At 71.6% G+C, this 15,446-nt stretch carries 13 protein-coding genes; 6 read left to right on the top strand and 7 right to left on the bottom strand.

The genetic code is table 11. The features are described 5' to 3' along the window. Positions 1 to 87: 87 nt before the first annotated feature. Together AB0F77_RS36680 and AB0F77_RS36675 are read right to left on the bottom strand one after the other, a co-directional pair. The gene (locus AB0F77_RS36680; RefSeq protein WP_361956996.1) at positions 88 to 2,484 is read right to left on the bottom strand and encodes an HAD-IC family P-type ATPase; all 2,397 of its coding nucleotides are present in this window, start codon (positions 2,482 to 2,484) and stop codon (positions 88 to 90) included. Between the two features lie 53 nt (positions 2,485 to 2,537). Further along, positions 2,538 to 2,804 carry a DUF2530 domain-containing protein gene (locus AB0F77_RS36675; protein WP_361956993.1) on the bottom strand — a complete coding sequence of 89 codons (267 nt, stop codon included), beginning with the start codon at positions 2,802 to 2,804 and terminating at the stop codon, positions 2,538 to 2,540. A gap of 189 nt (positions 2,805 to 2,993) precedes the next feature. Between AB0F77_RS36675 and AB0F77_RS36670 the strand changes: the two genes are divergently transcribed. Then, positions 2,994 to 4,445, top strand: coding sequence for an NCS2 family permease (locus AB0F77_RS36670; RefSeq protein WP_361956990.1), 1,452 nt, complete (start codon positions 2,994 to 2,996; stop codon positions 4,443 to 4,445). A gap of 7 nt (positions 4,446 to 4,452) precedes the next feature. On the opposite strand, the gene AB0F77_RS36665 is transcribed toward AB0F77_RS36670, so the two are convergent. Then, a complete protein-coding gene (locus AB0F77_RS36665; protein ID WP_361956987.1) occupies positions 4,453 to 4,635 on the bottom strand; it encodes a ribbon-helix-helix protein, CopG family in 183 nt (60 codons plus the stop codon). A gap of 154 nt (positions 4,636 to 4,789) precedes the next feature. Here AB0F77_RS36665 and AB0F77_RS36660 point away from each other — a divergent pair, with 154 nt between their 5' ends. The 3 genes from AB0F77_RS36660 to thpR all read left to right on the top strand — a co-directional run bounded on the left by AB0F77_RS36660 (position 4,790) and on the right by thpR (position 7,325). Further along, complete coding sequence (locus tag AB0F77_RS36660) at positions 4,790 to 5,227, top strand: MarR family transcriptional regulator (RefSeq protein ID WP_361956984.1); 438 nt, start codon at positions 4,790 to 4,792, stop codon at positions 5,225 to 5,227. Positions 5,228 to 5,439: 212 nt separating this feature from the next. Continuing rightward, complete coding sequence (locus tag AB0F77_RS36655) at positions 5,440 to 6,711, top strand: MFS transporter (protein ID WP_361956981.1); 1,272 nt, start codon at positions 5,440 to 5,442, stop codon at positions 6,709 to 6,711. A gap of 41 nt (positions 6,712 to 6,752) precedes the next feature. Next, positions 6,753 to 7,325, top strand: a complete 573-nt coding sequence (thpR, locus tag AB0F77_RS36650; protein ID WP_361956977.1) for an RNA 2',3'-cyclic phosphodiesterase — start codon at positions 6,753 to 6,755, stop codon at positions 7,323 to 7,325. 130 nt (positions 7,326 to 7,455) lie between these two features. Here the strand turns inward: thpR and AB0F77_RS36645 are convergent, their stop codons facing one another. The 3 genes from AB0F77_RS36645 to AB0F77_RS36635 form a co-directional block, all read right to left on the bottom strand. Next, positions 7,456 to 8,448 carry an aldo/keto reductase gene (locus tag AB0F77_RS36645; protein ID WP_361956974.1) on the bottom strand — a complete coding sequence of 331 codons (993 nt, stop codon included), beginning with the start codon at positions 8,446 to 8,448 and terminating at the stop codon, positions 7,456 to 7,458. A gap of 224 nt (positions 8,449 to 8,672) precedes the next feature. Next, positions 8,673 to 9,266 (bottom strand): Uma2 family endonuclease, encoded by a 594-nt coding sequence (locus tag AB0F77_RS36640; RefSeq protein WP_361956971.1) that lies wholly within the window; start codon positions 9,264 to 9,266, stop codon positions 8,673 to 8,675. Between the two features lie 88 nt (positions 9,267 to 9,354). Next, complete coding sequence (locus AB0F77_RS36635; RefSeq protein WP_361956968.1) at positions 9,355 to 10,038, bottom strand: SGNH/GDSL hydrolase family protein; 684 nt, start codon at positions 10,036 to 10,038, stop codon at positions 9,355 to 9,357. Between the two features lie 89 nt (positions 10,039 to 10,127). On the opposite strand from AB0F77_RS36635, the gene AB0F77_RS36630 reads away from it, so the two are divergent. Then, on the top strand, positions 10,128 to 11,108 hold the full coding sequence (locus tag AB0F77_RS36630; protein WP_361956965.1) for a WD40 repeat domain-containing protein: 981 nt from the start codon (positions 10,128 to 10,130) through the stop codon (positions 11,106 to 11,108). Positions 11,109 to 11,193: 85 nt separating this feature from the next. On the opposite strand, the gene serC is transcribed toward AB0F77_RS36630, so the two are convergent. Next, on the bottom strand, positions 11,194 to 12,312 hold the full coding sequence (gene serC, locus AB0F77_RS36625; protein WP_361956962.1) for a phosphoserine transaminase: 1,119 nt from the start codon (positions 12,310 to 12,312) through the stop codon (positions 11,194 to 11,196). A gap of 198 nt (positions 12,313 to 12,510) precedes the next feature. On the opposite strand from serC, the gene AB0F77_RS36620 reads away from it, so the two are divergent. Then, positions 12,511 to 15,366 carry an FAD-binding and (Fe-S)-binding domain-containing protein gene (locus tag AB0F77_RS36620; protein ID WP_361956959.1) on the top strand — a complete coding sequence of 952 codons (2,856 nt, stop codon included), beginning with the start codon at positions 12,511 to 12,513 and terminating at the stop codon, positions 15,364 to 15,366. Positions 15,367 to 15,446: the final 80 nt, after the last annotated feature.

The raw sequence follows: 15,446 nt of genomic DNA, 5'->3' as shown, positions 1-15,446 counted from the left end.
TCGTACTGGATGTACTTGGGCGTTCCGACAACGCGGCGAGTGTGCGTGCCAGGCGTCGCGGGCCAGGCGGGACTTTCGAAACACGCCCTAGGCGGGGAAGCGGCGGTCGACCCACTTCCAGAGCAGTTCCAGGGCGACCGCCGCCACCGCCGCGACGGCCACCGCCGTCCACGGCATGGTGACGCCCACCAGTTTCAGCGCGAAGAAGCCCTGAAGCGCCGGCACCATCAGCACGAACAGGAACGCCACCCCCATCGCGGCCACCAGCGCCACCCGCCACCAGGTGTAGGGCCGGGCGACGATCGCCAGGACCCACATCGAGATCAGGAACAGCGTCAGCGTGGCCGCGCTGGTCTCCGCGTCCAGCGCGCCGGGTCCGGTGTAGTAGTGCCGGGCCGCCAGGTACGTCACGAACGTCGCGACGCCGGCCACCACCCCGCCCGGGATCGAGTACCGCATCACCCGCCGTACGAAGTGCGGTCTCGCCCGCTCCTTGTTGGGCGCGAGCGCGAGGAAGAACGCCGGGATGCCGATGGTGAGCGTGGACAGCAGGGTCAGATGCCGCGGCAGGAACGGGTACTCGACCTGCCAGCACACCACCAGCACGGCCAGCAGCACCGAGTACACGGTCTTGACCAGGAACAGCGTGGCCACCCGGGTGATGTTCCCGATGACCCGGCGCCCCTCCGCCACCACCGAGGGCAGGGCGGCGAAGCTGTTGTCGAGCAGCACGATCTGCGCCACCGCCCGGGTCGCCTCCGACCCCGAGCCCATCGCGACGCCGATGTCGGCGTCCTTGAGGGCCAGCACGTCGTTCACACCGTCCCCGGTCATCGCGACCGTGTGCCCGTGCGACTGGAGCGCGCCGACCATGTCCCGCTTCTGCTGCGGGGTGACCCGGCCGAAGACCGTGCCCCCGTCCAACGCGTCCGCCATCCCGTCCCGGTCGGAGGGCAGCCGCCGCGCGTCCACCGTCGTACCGCTGAGCCCCAGCTTCGCGGCGACCGCGCCGACGGACACCGCGTTGTCACCGGAGATGACCTTCGCGCGGACGTTCTGCTCGGCGAAGTAGCGCAGGGTGTCGGCGGCGTCGGCGCGCAGCCGCTGCTCCAGGACGACGAGGGCGGCGGGCCGGGCGCCCCGCGCCGGCTCGGTGTCGTCCAGGTCGCGCGCGGAGCGGGCCAGCAGCAGCACGCGCAGGCCCCGCTCGTTGAGGCGCTCGGTCTCGGCCAGGGCCGCGTCCCCGTCGCCGAGCAGCACGTCCGGGGCGCCGAGCAGCCAGGTGCTGGTCTCGCCGTCGCCCTCGCTGAAGGTGGCGCCGCTGTACTTGCGCGCGGAGGAGAACGGCAGCGACTCGACGCAGCGCCACTCCTCGCTGTCCGGGTAGGCGTCGATGACGGCCTGGAGGGAGGCGTTGGGGCGCGGGTCCGACTCGCCGAGCGCGCCGAGCACCTGCCGTACGTACGACTCGTCGCTCCCGTTGAGCGGCCGCAGCTCGGTGACGTCCATGCCGCCCTCGGTGAGGGTGCCCGTCTTGTCCAGGCAGACCGTGTCGACGCGGGCCAGCCCCTCGATCGCGGGGAGCTCCTGGACGAGGCACTGCTTGCGGCCCAGCCGGATCACGCCGATCGCGAAGGCGACCGAGGTCAGCAGCACCAGGCCCTCCGGGACCATCGGCACGATGCCGCCGACCGTGCGGGCGACGGCGTCCTTGAGGTTGTCGTTCTTGACCACGAGCTGGGTGATCACCAGGCCGATCGCGGCCGGGACCATCATCCAGGTCACGTACTTCAGGATGGTCGAGATGCCGGTGCGCAGCTCGGAGTGGACCAGGGTGAAGCGGGACGCCTCCTCGGCGAGCTGGGCGGCGTACGCCTCGCGGCCGACCCGGGTGGCGGTGAAGGCGCCGGAGCCCGCGACGACGAAGCTGCCGGACAGCACGGGGTCGCCGGGGCGTTTGACGACGGGGTCGGCCTCGCCGGTGAGCAGGGACTCGTCGATCTCCAGACCGTCGGCCTCGGCGCAGACGCCGTCCACGACGGCCTTGTCGCCGGGGCCGATCTCCAGGAGGTCCGCGAGGACGATCTCATGGGTGGCGACCTGTACGGCGGTGCCGTCGCGTCTGACGGTGGGATGGGCCTCGCCGATCACCGCGAGCGAGTCGAGGGTCTGCTTCGCGCGCCACTCCTGGACGATGCCGATGCCGGTGTTGGCGAGGATCACGAAGCCGAACAGGCTGTCCTGGATGGGCGCGACGAACAGCATGACCAGCCAGAGGACGCCGATGATCGCGTTGAAGCGGGTGAAGACGTTGGCGCGGACGATCTCGGCGAGACCGCGGCTGGAGCGGACCGGGACGTCGTTGACGTCGCCCCGGGCGACCCGCTCCGCGACCTCGGCGGTGGTCAGGCCGGCGGCGGGGGTCGACGGCACGGGGGCCGGGTGCACGGGGTCGAGTCCGGCGCCGGCGTCGAGATGGGTCATGCATTCGACGGTACGTGCGGATTTGAGCCCTCACCCGCCGAACCCCCGTCATTTCATTCCGGCGACGGGAGTCCGGAAGCCGCCGCTCGCCTGATCGCCTCGTCACGGCGGCGGACGTACCAGATGCCCAGCAGGCCCAGGCCGCCGCCGGCCAGACAGGTCCACAGCCACCAGGTGTGGCCGTGGTCGGAGAACCAGCCGTAGAACGGGAGCTGTGCCACGAAGAGGACGAACCACACGATCGTGCCGCCGGTGATGGTGGCGACCACAGGCCCCTCCAGGGGCTCCGGCGCCTCGTGCTTGGGGGTCCACTTCGTCATGCGCACAGCTTACGAGGCCCCCAGCCCGCCCTCACCGGCCCCCGCGCCCCTGTGCTGACACCCGGATCTACGCGCGGAGATAGCGAACCGCCCTTCATGTGTTCATACTGAAGCCGTTTGTCTTTGGCCACTTCCGTTCGTATGAAACTCCAACGGCGCCCGGGGGATCCGTTGGTGATGAGGTCCCGCATGTCCACCTCGGCACCCGCCAAGGTCCCCGTCCCGGAGCAGCCGGGCGGCACGCCCCCCGTCGGCGCGCTCGACCGTTTCTTCAGGATCTCCGAGCGGGGCAGCACCCTGCCCCGGGAGATCCGTGGCGGTTTCGCCACGTTCTTCGCGATGGCCTACATCATCGTGCTCAACCCGATCATCCTCGGCAGCGCCAAGGACATGTACGGGCACCAGCTCGACAACGGGCAGCTGGTCACGGCCACCGCCGTGACCGCCGCCTTCACGACCCTCCTGATGGGCGTCATCGGCAACGTCCCGATCGCCCTGGCCGCGGGCCTCGGCGTGAACTCGGTCGTCGCGCTCCAGCTTGCCCCCCGCATGGCGTGGCCGGACGCGATGGGCATGGTCGTCCTGGCCGGCCTGATCGTGATGCTGCTCGTCGCGACGGGTCTGCGCGAGCGGGTCATGAACGCGGTGCCGTACTCCCTGCGCAAGGCGATCTCCATCGGCATCGGCCTGTTCATCATGCTGATCGGCCTCGTGGACTCGGGCTTCGTCACCCGCATCCCGGACGTCGCCCAGACCACCGTCCCGCTCCAGCTCGGTGTCGACGGTCACCTGGTCGGCTGGCCGGTTCTCGTCTTCGTCCTGGGCACCCTGCTGACCCTCGCCCTGATCATGCGCAAGGTCTCCGGCGCCATCCTCATCTCGATCGTGACGATGACCGTGCTCGCGGTGATCGTCGACGCGGTCGCCAAGGTCCCGTCCTGGGGCCTCACCACCCCGAAGTGGCCCGGCAACCCCTTCTCCACCCCGGACTTCGGGCTGATCGGCAAGGTCAGCCTCTTCGGCGGCTTCGGCAAGGTCGGCGTCCTGACCGGCATCCTGTTCGTCTTCACGGTCCTGCTGTCCTGCTTCTTCGACGCCATGGGCACGATCATGGGCGTCAGCGACGAGGCCAGGCTGACCGACGCCGAGGGCCAGATGCCCGGCATCAACAAGGTGCTCTTCGTCGACGGCATCGCCGTCGCGGCCGGCGGCGTCAGCTCCTCCTCGGCCACCACCTGCTTCGTCGAGTCGACGGCCGGTGTGGGCGAGGGGGCCCGCACGGGCTTCGCCAACGTCGTCACGGGCGCCCTGTTCGCCGTCGCGCTGTTCCTGACGCCCGTCGCCACCATGGTCCCGTCCCAGGCGGCGACCCCCGCGCTGATCGCGGTCGGCTTCCTGATCCTGGCCGGCTCGGTCAAGGAGATCGACTGGAGCGACTACACCCTGGCGATGCCGGCCTTCGTCACGATGGTGATGATGCCGTTCACCTACTCGATCACCAACGGCATCGGCATGGGCTTCATCACCTTCGTGGTGCTGCGCCTGGCGGCCGGCCGCGGCCGGGAGGTCCCCGTGCCGATGTACGTCGTCTCGGCGGTCTTCGCCTTCTACTACCTGATGCCCGCGCTGGGTCTGACGTGAGCCGTGCTCACGTGACCCCGTAGAACTTCTCCGTCTCCTCGACGGCGGTGTGGAACCGCTCGTCGAAGTCGTCCCGAATGAGCGTCCGGACCACGTAGTCCTGGACGCTCATTCCCCTTTTCGCCGCGTGGTGCCGGAGCCGTTCGAGCAGCTCCCCATCTATCCGCAGGCTGAGCACACTGGTCCCCATGCGTACGAGGGTCGCCACATCTCACCGTCCAGGGTGTCACTTTCCGGATACGACTCACTCGTACGGGTGACGAAAGGGTTCAGTGTCCGGACTCACGGGCATCCGGCGTGTCCGCATTGGTCTTTAGCGAGAGTAATGAGTTACGCTAAGGAACATGCCGGACCTCACCCATGGCGACGACGCCGCCGCCGTGAACGCCCTCCGCTCCGCCGTGATGCGGCTCTCCCGTCGGCTCAAGCACCAGCGGGTCGACGAGTCGCTGAGCCCCACCGAGATGTCGGTGCTGGGCACCCTGTCCAACTGCGGACAGGCCACCCCGGGGGAGCTGGCCCGCAAGGAGCACGTCCAGCCCCCCTCGATGACCCGCATCGTGGCGCTGCTGGAGGCCAAGGGCCTGGTCCGGCTGGAGCCGCACCCCGAGGACCGGCGCCAGAAGGTCGTCACCAGGACCGAACAGGCCGAGACGATGCTCGAGGAGAGCCGCCGCCGGCGCAACGCGTTCCTGGCCGGCCTGGTCGACGGCCTCGACGAGGACGAGTGGGCGAAGCTCCGCGCCGCCGCCCCGGTCCTGGAGAAGCTGGCCCACCTGTAGCACCACCCCCCCCACGAACCACCCGCGCGTTTCGCGCAGCGAGCGGGTCCTGGGGCGCCCTGCGCCCCGAGGGCCCGTGAGCAACGGAAAGACAGAAAGAGAAAGAGGAGGCGAACCCTTTGAGTTCGGGATCCGGAGCAGCTTCCGCCCCCGCACCTGGTACTCCTACCCCCCCGATCACTCCTACCCCCCCGATTCCCCGCAGGTCCTCGATGTTCAGCTCCCTGAGGATCCGCAACTACCGCCTCTTCTTCGCGGGCCAGGTCGTCTCCAACACCGGCACGTGGATGCAGCGCATCGCCCAGGACTGGCTGGTCCTCAGCCTCACCGGCTCCTCCACCGCCGTCGGCGTCACGACGGCGCTCCAGTTCCTGCCGATGCTGCTGTTCGGCCTCTACGGCGGAGTCCTCGTCGACCGCCTCCCCAAGCGCCCCACCCTGCTCGTCACGCAGACCGCGATGGCCGTCACCGGACTGCTGCTCGCCGCGCTCACCCTGACCGGTCACGTCCAGGTGTGGCACGTCTACGTCGCCGCCTTCGCGACGGGCCTCGCCACGGTGGTCGACAACCCGGCCCGGCAGTCCTTCGTCTCCGAGATGGTCGGCCCCGCCCAGCTCCAGAACGCGGTCAGCCTGAACTCCGCGAACTTCCAGTCCGCCCGCCTCGTCGGCCCCGCCGTCGCCGGTGTGCTGATCACCGGCGTGGGCACCGGCTGGGCGTTCCTGTTCAACGGCCTGTCCTTCGTCGCCCCCATCACCGGGCTGCTGCTGATGCGCGCCCGTGAGCTGCACGTCGTCGACCGGGCGCCGCGTGGCAAGGGTCAGTTGCGCGAGGGACTGCGGTACGTCGCCGGCCGGCCCGATCTGATCTGGCCGATCGTCCTCGTCGGCTTCATCGGCACCTTCGGCTTCAACTTCGCGGTGTGGCTGTCGGCGTACGCGGACGACGTCTTCCACGCCGGCGCCGGCGCGTACAGCCTCTTCAACACGATGATGGCGGTCGGCTCCCTCATCGGCGCCCTGCTCGCCGCCCGGCGCGGCACGGCACGGCTGCGGGTGCTGATCGCGGCGGCGGTGGCCTTCGGCGCGCTGGAGGTCGTGACCGCGTTCGCCCCGTCGTACTGGCTGTTCGCGCTGCTCATGGTGCCCATAGGCATCTGCGGCATGACCACCAACGTCACCGCGAACACCTCGGTGCAGATGACCACCGACCCCGCCATGCGCGGCCGGGTGATGTCGCTGTTCATGATGGTCTTCATGGGCGGTACGCCGCTGGGCGCGCCGATCGTCGGCTGGGTCACCGACGCCTGGGGACCCCAGGTCGGCTTCGTCCTCGGCGGTGCCGTCTCCGCCGCCGCGGCCGCCGTCGTCGGTCTGGTCCTCGTCAGGGTCGGCGGACTGCGGGTGTCGGTGGGCTGGTACCGCGGCCATCCGACGGTCCGCTTCGTGCCCCGCGAACACGAACGCCTGGCGACCGCCGTCTGACCGGCACCACGGCCGGCCCGCGGACCTGGGAAGGTGGGCGCATGAGACTCTTCGCCGCCGTGCTGCCGCCCCACGACGTGGTGGGTGAACTCGCCGTCGAGGTGGACGAGTTGAAGAAGCTTCCCGGGGCCGACGGGCTGCGCTGGACCGGCCGGCCCGGCTGGCACTTCACGCTCGCCTTCTACGGCGAGGTCGACGACGCGCTCCTGCCCGAGCTGTCGGAGCGGCTGGCCCGCGCGGCGCACCGCACCGCCCCCTTCCCGCTCGCGGTCGGCGGCGGCGGGCAGTTCGGGCACGGCCGGGCCCTGTGGGCGGGTGCCGAGGGCGACCTGGACACCCTGGGGCTGCTCGCGGACCGGGCGGAGGCGGCGGCCCGGAAGGCGGGCGTGCCGATGGGGGAGCACCGGCGCTACCGGGCCCACCTCACGGTGGCGCGCGCCCGGGACGCGGTGGACGTCCGGCCGTACGTCACGGCCCTGGCCGACTTCACCGGCCGCACCTGGACCGTCGCCGACCTCGCGCTGGTGCGCAGCAACCTGCCGGGGTCCGGGACGCCCGGTGAGCAGCCCCGGTACGAGACGGTCGCCCGCTGGGCGCTCGGCGGGGCCCGTTAGGCTCGACGCGTGGACCCGAAAACCCGGAACCGGATCATGGCCGGTGCGCTCGTGCTGTTGTTCGTCGTCGTCGCGATCGCGGCGGCGGTCGGAAGGTAGCCCGGCCGCCGCCGTCACCGTCGGCGCGGTCCTACCAGGCGAACGCCTCGGGGGAGGGGCCCGGGCCCGGGAAGACCTCGTCCAGGCCGGCCAGCAGCTCCTCGCTCAGCTCCAGCTCGACGGCCCGCAGCGCGGACTCCAGCTGTTCGGCGGTGCGCGGACCCACGATCGGGCCGGTCACGCCGGGCCGGGTCAGCAGCCAGGCCAGCGCGGCTTCGCCGGGCTCCACGCCGTGCTTGCCGAGCAGGTCCTCGTACGCCTGGATCTGCGCGCGGGCGGTGGGGTCGGCGAGGGTGTCGGCGGCCCGGCCGGAGGCGCGGCGCCCGCCCTGGACCTCCTTCTTGATCACACCGCCGAGCAGACCGCCGTGGAGCGGGGACCAGGGGATGACACCGAGGCCGTAGTCCTGCGCGGCCGGGATCACCTCCATCTCGGCGCGGCGCTCGGCCAGGTTGTAGAGGCACTGCTCGCTGACGAGGCCGATGGTGCCGCCGCGGCGGGCCGCGATCTCGTTGGCCTGGGCGATCTTGTAGCCGGGGAAGTTGGAGGAGCCGGCGTAGAGGATCTTGCCCTGCTGGACCAGGACGTCGATCGCCTGCCAGATCTCGTCGAAGGGGGTGCTGCGGTCGATGTGGTGGAACTGGTACAGGTCGATGTAGTCCGTCTGGAGCCGCTTGAGGCTGGCGTCCACGGCGCGGCGGATGTTCAGCGCCGAGAGCTTGTCGTGGTTGGGCCAGGCCGCGCCGTCGCCGGCCATGTTGCCGTGCACCTTGGTGGCGAGGACGACCTTGTCGCGACGGTCACCGCCCTTCGCGAACCAGTTGCCGATGATCTCCTCGGTACGGCCCTTGTTCTCGCCCCAGCCGTATACGTTCGCGGTGTCGAAGAAGTTGATGCCGGCGGCCAGCGCCGTGTCCATGATGGCGTGGCTGTCGGCCTCGTCGGTCTGCGGACCGAAGTTCATGGTCCCGAGAACGAGCCTGCTGACCTTGAGTCCCGTGCGTCCGAGCTGCGTGTACTTCATGGACACCAAGCCAACGCGCTGGAGTGCGCTCCAGGCAAGCGCGGTCGGCTAGGGCGTGTTTCGAAAGTGGCGCCGTCCGCCCGGAGGGCGGGGCCCGCGGCGTCTGGTGCGTGCAATCGCAAGGCGGAGGATCGCCCTCGTACTGGATGTACTTGGGCGTTCCGACAACGCAGCGAGTGTGCGTGCCAGGCGTCGCGGGCCAGGCGGGACTTCCGAAACACGCCCTAGTCGCGCGGGAAGTCGTCGGTCCTGAGTACGAGGTCGACCACGGTGCCGGTCAGGTCGACGTCGGTGCCGAAGTCCTCCACCGACCTGTTCTCGTAGTCGCCGTCCTTCGGATCGGTGTAGACGAAGCACCGGCCCTGGTAGGGGTCGGCGACGATGTAGAGGGGGACTCCGGCCTCCGCGTAGGCGGTCTTCTTCGGGCCGTAGTCGTTCGCGGCGGTTCCCTTGGAGATGACCTCGGCGACGAACTCGACGTCCTCGTACCGCCAGTGGCCCGTGTCGTCCTTCTTCGCCGATTCCCTGAGCATGGCGACGTCCGGGCAGAAGCCGTTCTCGTGGCCCGGGAAGTCGATCCGGACGTCCGAGAACACCTTCGTCCCCCTTCCGAGCTTGTTCCTGAGTGCCTGAGCGATCTCGAAAATGATCTCCCAGTGTGTGTCCCGCTGCGGTGTCATGAAGACGCTGCCCCCGACGATCTCGACCCTGAATCCTTCGGGGACGGGCATCCGCTCAAGGCGCTCGAACCATTCGTCCAAGCGCTCGGTGTTGGCGTCGGCGTCGGCCATCTCGATCCTGTCTTCCAAGACGGTCATCGTGGCGCTCCTCCCCGGCCGCCCCACGGACGGGTGCGACCGCGCGGTACAACGATACGCACCGTGACGAGGAGACGCCGGAAATCGGTCAGCTTGTTCCGGCCGCGTACGGGTGACCGATTCCCCAGGCCTCCCACATGGCGCTCGCGAACGCCTCCGCGAGCAGGTGTTCGCCGCTCGCGTTGGGGTGGGTGCCGTCGTAGGTGTCGGCGTGGACGTCGTACGACTCCGGGACCGAGGCCAGCAGCAGGGAGGAGGCCGGCTCGTCGAGGTCCGCGACCGCCTTCGCCAGCAGTTCGTTGAAGCGGGCGACCTGGGCGGCGAAGGGGGCGTCGGTCGTCGCGCGGACATTGGGGATCACCGGCAGGAAGACCATGCCGATCCGCGGGTTGGCCGCCCTTGCCCCGGTGATGAACGCGCGGGCGTTGTCGGCCGTCTGCTCCGCGTCGGTGTAGAAGCCGAGGTCGATCAGGCCGAGGGAGACCAGCAGGACGTCGGCGCGGCAGGTGCGCACCGCCTCGCCGATCAGCGGGGCCATGTGCAGCCAGCCCTCGCCCCACCCGGCGAGGTGGGCCCGGGGGAAGCCGGGGTCGGCGTACTCGTAGGAGACGGGGGCGTCGGCGGCCTTGTCGTACAGCGTCTCGCGCGGGCCGACCAGCTTGAACGGGCCCCCGTACGTCGCGCACAGGTGCTGCCACATCCGGTAGCGCCACGTGTGTTCGCCCGCGCTCCCGATCGTCATGGAGTCACCGACGGGCATGAACCTGAGCATCCGCTCATGATGGACGATCACGGCGGCGGACGGGGTGTGAGGCCCACCACGTCCGGCCAACGCCCGCCCGGGATGGCAGGCTTGGGGGCATGCGTCGACCGGTCGCCCTGCTTGCCGGGGTTCTGCTCATGGGCGCCCTCGCGCTGCCCGCCTCCGCCGCCGACGGTGACGAGGGGTTCACCATCAAGGACCCGAGGATCACCGAGTCCAGCGGCCTGGCCGCCTCCCGGCAGCATCCGGGGATCTACTGGACGCACAACGACAGCGACGACGGGCCGTACATCTACGCCGTCGACAGCGCCACGGGCGCCACGGTCGCCACCGTCACCCTGAGCGGCGTCGGCACCCCGCGGGACGTCGAGGCCATCTCCATCGGCCCCGACAACCAGATCTACGTCGGGGACATCGGCGACAACCTCGGCGGCACCTGGCCCTACGTGTGGATCTACCGGCTGCCCGAGCCCAAGGTCCTGGAGAACCGGACGATCAGGGCGACGCAGTACGTCGTGAAGTACTCCGACGGCCCCCGCGACGCCGAGTCCCTCGTGGTCGACCCGAAGACCGGCCGGGTCTACATCATCGACAAGAAGGAGGACGGCGGGCACCTGTTCGAGGGACCGGAGCGGCTGTCCACGTCCGGCGCCAACGTCTTCCGGCCCATCGCCCCCGTCGACCTGTGGGCCACGGACGCCGCCCTCTCGCCCGACGGCCGCAGGCTCGCCGTGCGCGGCTACTTCGGCGGCATCTCCTACGACTGGAACGGCGGCCGCATCGAGCGCAAGGGGCGGCTCGATGTGCCGTTGCAGGGCCAGGGGGAGTCCGTCAGCTTCTCCGCCGACGGCACCCGGCTCCTGTACGGCAGCGAGGGCGCCGACAGCTCCGTGCGGGCCGAGGACGCGCCGGGCGGTGGCGGCCGGGACGCCTCCGGCTCGCCGTCCGCGGGCGGGAGCCCGGCGGCCGGACCTGGCGGCGGCGGCACGGGCGGGCGGGTCGGGATCGGCGGCGCCGTCGCCGTGGCCGCGGTCGCCCTCGCCTTCTTCGGACTGCGCCGGCTACGGCGGCGGGAGTGACCGCCGACTCCACCCGAACGAGTGAGGGGCGTCCGGTGGTGACCACCGGACGCCCCTCACGCCGTGCACGGGAGACCGCGGGGGATCAGAGCTTCTCGATCACGTGGTCGACGCACTTGGTGAGCGCCTCGACGTCCGCCGGGTCGATCGCCGGGAACATCGCGACGCGCAGCTGGTTGCGGCCGAGCTTGCGGTACGGCTCGGTGTCCACGACGCCGTTGGCGCGCAGCACCTTGGCGACGGCGGCCGCGTCGATCTCGTCGGAGAAGTCGATCGTGCCGATGACCTGCGAGCGCTTGGCCGGGTCGGTGACGAACGGCGTGGCGTACTTGGACTCCTCCGCCCAGGAGTACAGACGGGTCGAGGAGTCCTTCGTGCGGGAGGTGGCGAAGTCCAGACCGCCCTGGCCGTTCAGCCACTCCAGCTGCTGGTTCAGCAGGAACAGCGTGGCGAGCGCCGGGGTGTTGTACGTCTGGTTCTTGAGCGAGTTGTCGATTGCCGTCGGCAGCGAGAAGAACTCCGGGACGTGCCGGCCGGAGGCGTGGACGCGCTGGGCGCGCTCCAGGGCGGCCGGGGAGAAGACGCCGATCCACAGACCGCCGTCGGAGGCGAAGGACTTCTGCGGGGCGAAGTAGTAGACGTCGGTCTCGGCGACGTCGACCGGGAGGCCGCCCGCGCCGGAGGTGGCGTCCACCAGGACCAGCGCGCCCTCGTCGGCACCGGCCACGCGCTCGATCGGCATGGCGACACCAGTGGAGGTCTCGTTGTGGGTGAAGGCGTACACGTCGACGCCCTCCTCCGCCCGCGCCTGCGGGTGGGAGCCCGGGTCGGCGGTGATGACGGTGGGCTCGGCCAGCCAGGGGGCGAGCTTCGCGGCCTTGGCGAACTTCGAGGAGAACTCGCCGAAGCTGAGGTGCTGGGACTTGTTCTCGATCAGGCCGTGGGTGGCGATGTCCCAGAACGCGGTCGAGCCGCCGTTGCCGAGGATCACCTCGTAGCCGTCGGGAAGCCGGAACAGGTCGGAGATGCCCTCGCGGACCTGGCCGACCAGGTTCTTGACGGGGGCCTGGCGGTGAGAGGTGCCCATCAGGGACGTGCCGCTGGCGGCGAGGGCGTCCAGCGCCTCCGTCCGCACCTTGGAGGGACCCGCGCCGAACCGGCCGTCCGCGGGCTTGATGTCGTCGGGAATCTGGATCTCAGCCACGACGGGAGACTAGCCGCTGGGGGAAATCCGGGCGAAACCTGGTCCGGCCGGTGAGACGGAGTCGGTGTGACCGTTCCGGGGGCTGCCGCCCCCGGGCCCCCGCTTCGGCCTGAACGGCCTCGTCCTCGATCGCCGGACGGGCTGTTGGATGTCGGTCGGCGTTTGAAGGTGACCGTGGGTGGGCTGTTGAGTGGACGTATGCCGGAACTTGCTGCTGAACTGCGCGCGGCCGTCCGGGGCGACGTCGGGTTCGACGTCACCTCCCGGGCGCTGGTGACCATGGACGCGTCCAACTACCGGCGGGTTCCGGTGGGGGTGGTCGCGCCGCGGGACGCCGACGACGTCGCCGCCGTACTGGAAGTCTGCCGCGGACACGGCGTGCCGGTGGTGGCGCGGGGCGGCGGGACGTCGATCGCCGGGCAGGCGACCGGCACGGGGGTGGTGCTCGACTTCACGCGGCACATGAACCGGCTCCTGGAGATCGATCCCGGCACGCGTACGGCGGTCGTCCAGCCCGGACTCGTCCTCGACCGGCTCCAGGAGGCCGCCGCCCCGCACGGCCTGCGCTTCGGCCCGGACCCCTCCACCCACGGCCGCTGCACCCTCGGCGGGATGATCGGCAACAACTCCTGCGGCTCCCACTCGGTGGCCTGGGGCACCACCGCGGACAGCGTGCGCGAGCTGTCCGTGCTCACCGCGCGCGGTGAGCGGCTGCGGCCGGGACAGGGCTTGGCGGGGGCGCCGGAGGGGCTGCGGGCGCTGGTGGAGGGCGAGTTGGCGCTGCTGCGCACCGGCTTCCCGGAGCTGCCCCGCCGTATCTCCGGATACGCGCTCGACGCGCTGCTGCCCGAGCGCGGCGGCGACGTCGCCCGCGCCTTCTGCGGCTCCGAGGGCACGCTCGGCGTACTGACGGAGGCGGTCGTACGGCTCGTGGAGGCGCCGCGCGCCCGCGCCCTCGCCGTGCTCGGGTACGCCGACGAGGGCGCCGCCGCGGACGCCGCCGCCGGGCTGCTGCCGCACCGGCCGCTCACGGTCGAGGGCATGGCGGCCGACCTGGTGCCGTCCGCCGCCGCGCTGCCCCGGGGCGGCGCCTGGCTGTTCGTGGAGACCGGCGGGGACACGGCCGACGAGGCGCGGGCGCGGGCGGAGACGATCGTGCGCGCGGCCGATGTGGTGGACGCCTCGGTGGTCACCGACCCGGCGGCCCAGCGCGCCCTGTGGCGGATCCGCGAGGACGCGAGCGGCACGGCCACCCGGATGCCGGACGGCAGCGAGGCGTGGCCCGGCTGGGAGGACTGCGCGGTGCCGCCGGCCCGGCTCGGCGCGTATCTGCGGGACTTCCGGGGGCTGCTCGCGGCGCACGGGCTGCACGGCACGCCCTACGGCCACTTCGGCGACGGCTGCGTCCACGTCCGCATCGACTTCGACCTGCTGACCGGGGCGGGGACGGCGCGCTTCCGGCGCTTCTCGGAGGAGCTGGCCGACCTGGTCGTGGCGCACGGCGGTTCGCTGTCCGGGGAGCACGGCGACGGCCAGGCGCGCGCCGAACTGCTGCCGCGGATGTACGGCGAGCCGATGACGGCCCTGTTCGAGCGGGCCAAGGCCGTGTGGGACCCGGACGACCTGCTCAACCCGGGGATGCTGGTCCGCCCCGCCCCGCTCGACACGAACCTCCGCTTCGCCGTCCTGCCCCGCGAGCCCGTGCCGGTCGCCTTCGGCTACCCGGCCGACGGCGGCGACTTCTCGGCGGCGGTGCGCCGCTGCGTGGGGGTCGCCAAGTGCCGTACGACGACGGTGTCCGGCGCGTCCGTGATGTGCCCGTCGTTCCGGGCGACCGGCGAGGAGGAGCACTCCACGCGCGGCCGGGCCCGGCTGCTGCACGAGATGCTCGCCGGTGAACTGGTCACGGACGGCTGGCGCTCGGCCGAGGTCCACGACGCGCTCGACCTGTGCCTGTCCTGCAAGGGCTGCCGCAGCGACTGCCCGGTCGGCGTCGACATGGCCACCTACAAGGCGGAGTTCCTGCACCACCACTACGCGGACCGGCGCCGGCCCGCCGCGCACCACGTCATGGGGCGGCTGCCCGAATGGCTGCGGTGGGTCTCCCGGCTGCGGCTCGCCCGGCCGCTCAACTCCCTCGCCGCCGTGGGACCGTTGGCGCGCACGGCGAAGCGGCTCGGCGGGATCGCGCCCGAGCGGGAGCTGCCGCGCCTGGCCCTGCGGACGTTCAGCCGCTGGTGGCGCGGGCACCGGCCGGCCACCACGGGCGAACTGGTCGTGCTGTGGCCGGACACCTTCACCGAGCACCTCTCGCCCTCGGTCGGACGGGCCGCCGTACGCGTCCTGGAGGCCGCGGGGCTCACGGTGGCGCTGCCGCCGACGCTGCGCCTCACGGCGCCGCCGGTCGGCGCCGGCCGCTCGGCCCGGAAGGACCCGCCGTGGTCGCTCGGCCGCCGGGAGCGGGTCTGCTGCGGGCTGACGTACGTCTCCACCGGGCAGCTGGACCGGGCCCGTGCGGTGCTGCGGCGCACGCTCGACCTGATGGAACCGGTGCTGGCCGCCGGGGCGCCGGTCGTCGTCCTGGAGCCGAGCTGCGCGGCGGCCCTGCGCTCCGACCTGCCCGAGCTGCTGCACGACGACCCGCGCGCGGCCCGGCTCGCCGCGGCCGTCGTCACCTTCGCGGAGGCCCTGGAGCGGTACGCGCCCGAGTGGCGGCCGCCCGTGGTGGACCGTCCCGTCACCGGGCAGACCCACTGCCACCAGCACGCCGTCCTGGGCGACGGACCCGACCGGCGGCTGCGCGCGGCGGCGGGCCTGACCGGCGACCTGGTGGGCGGCTGCTGCGGCCTCGCGGGCGACTTCGGCTTCACGAAGGGGCACCACGGGGTCTCGGTGGCCTGCGCGGAGGACCAGTTGCTGCCGGCCGTGCGCGCGGCTCCCGAGGGCGCGGTGGTGCTGGCGGACGGGTTCTCCTGCCGCACCCAGCTGGAGCAGCTGGCCGGGGTGCGCGGACGGCATCTGGCGGAGGTGTTGGCGCAGGGTCTGGAGGGGTGACGGAGGTCAGTCGCGTCAAGGGTTCACACCCCTGTCGGAGTCCATTACCCTGGACCTGCTAGTACATCGAGATGAACGCA

Source organism: Streptomyces sp. NPDC026672 (genome assembly GCF_040638185.1).
Lineage (GTDB): Bacteria > Actinomycetota > Actinomycetes > Streptomycetales > Streptomycetaceae > Streptomyces.
This window is presented reverse-complemented; position numbering and strand designations above follow the sequence as displayed.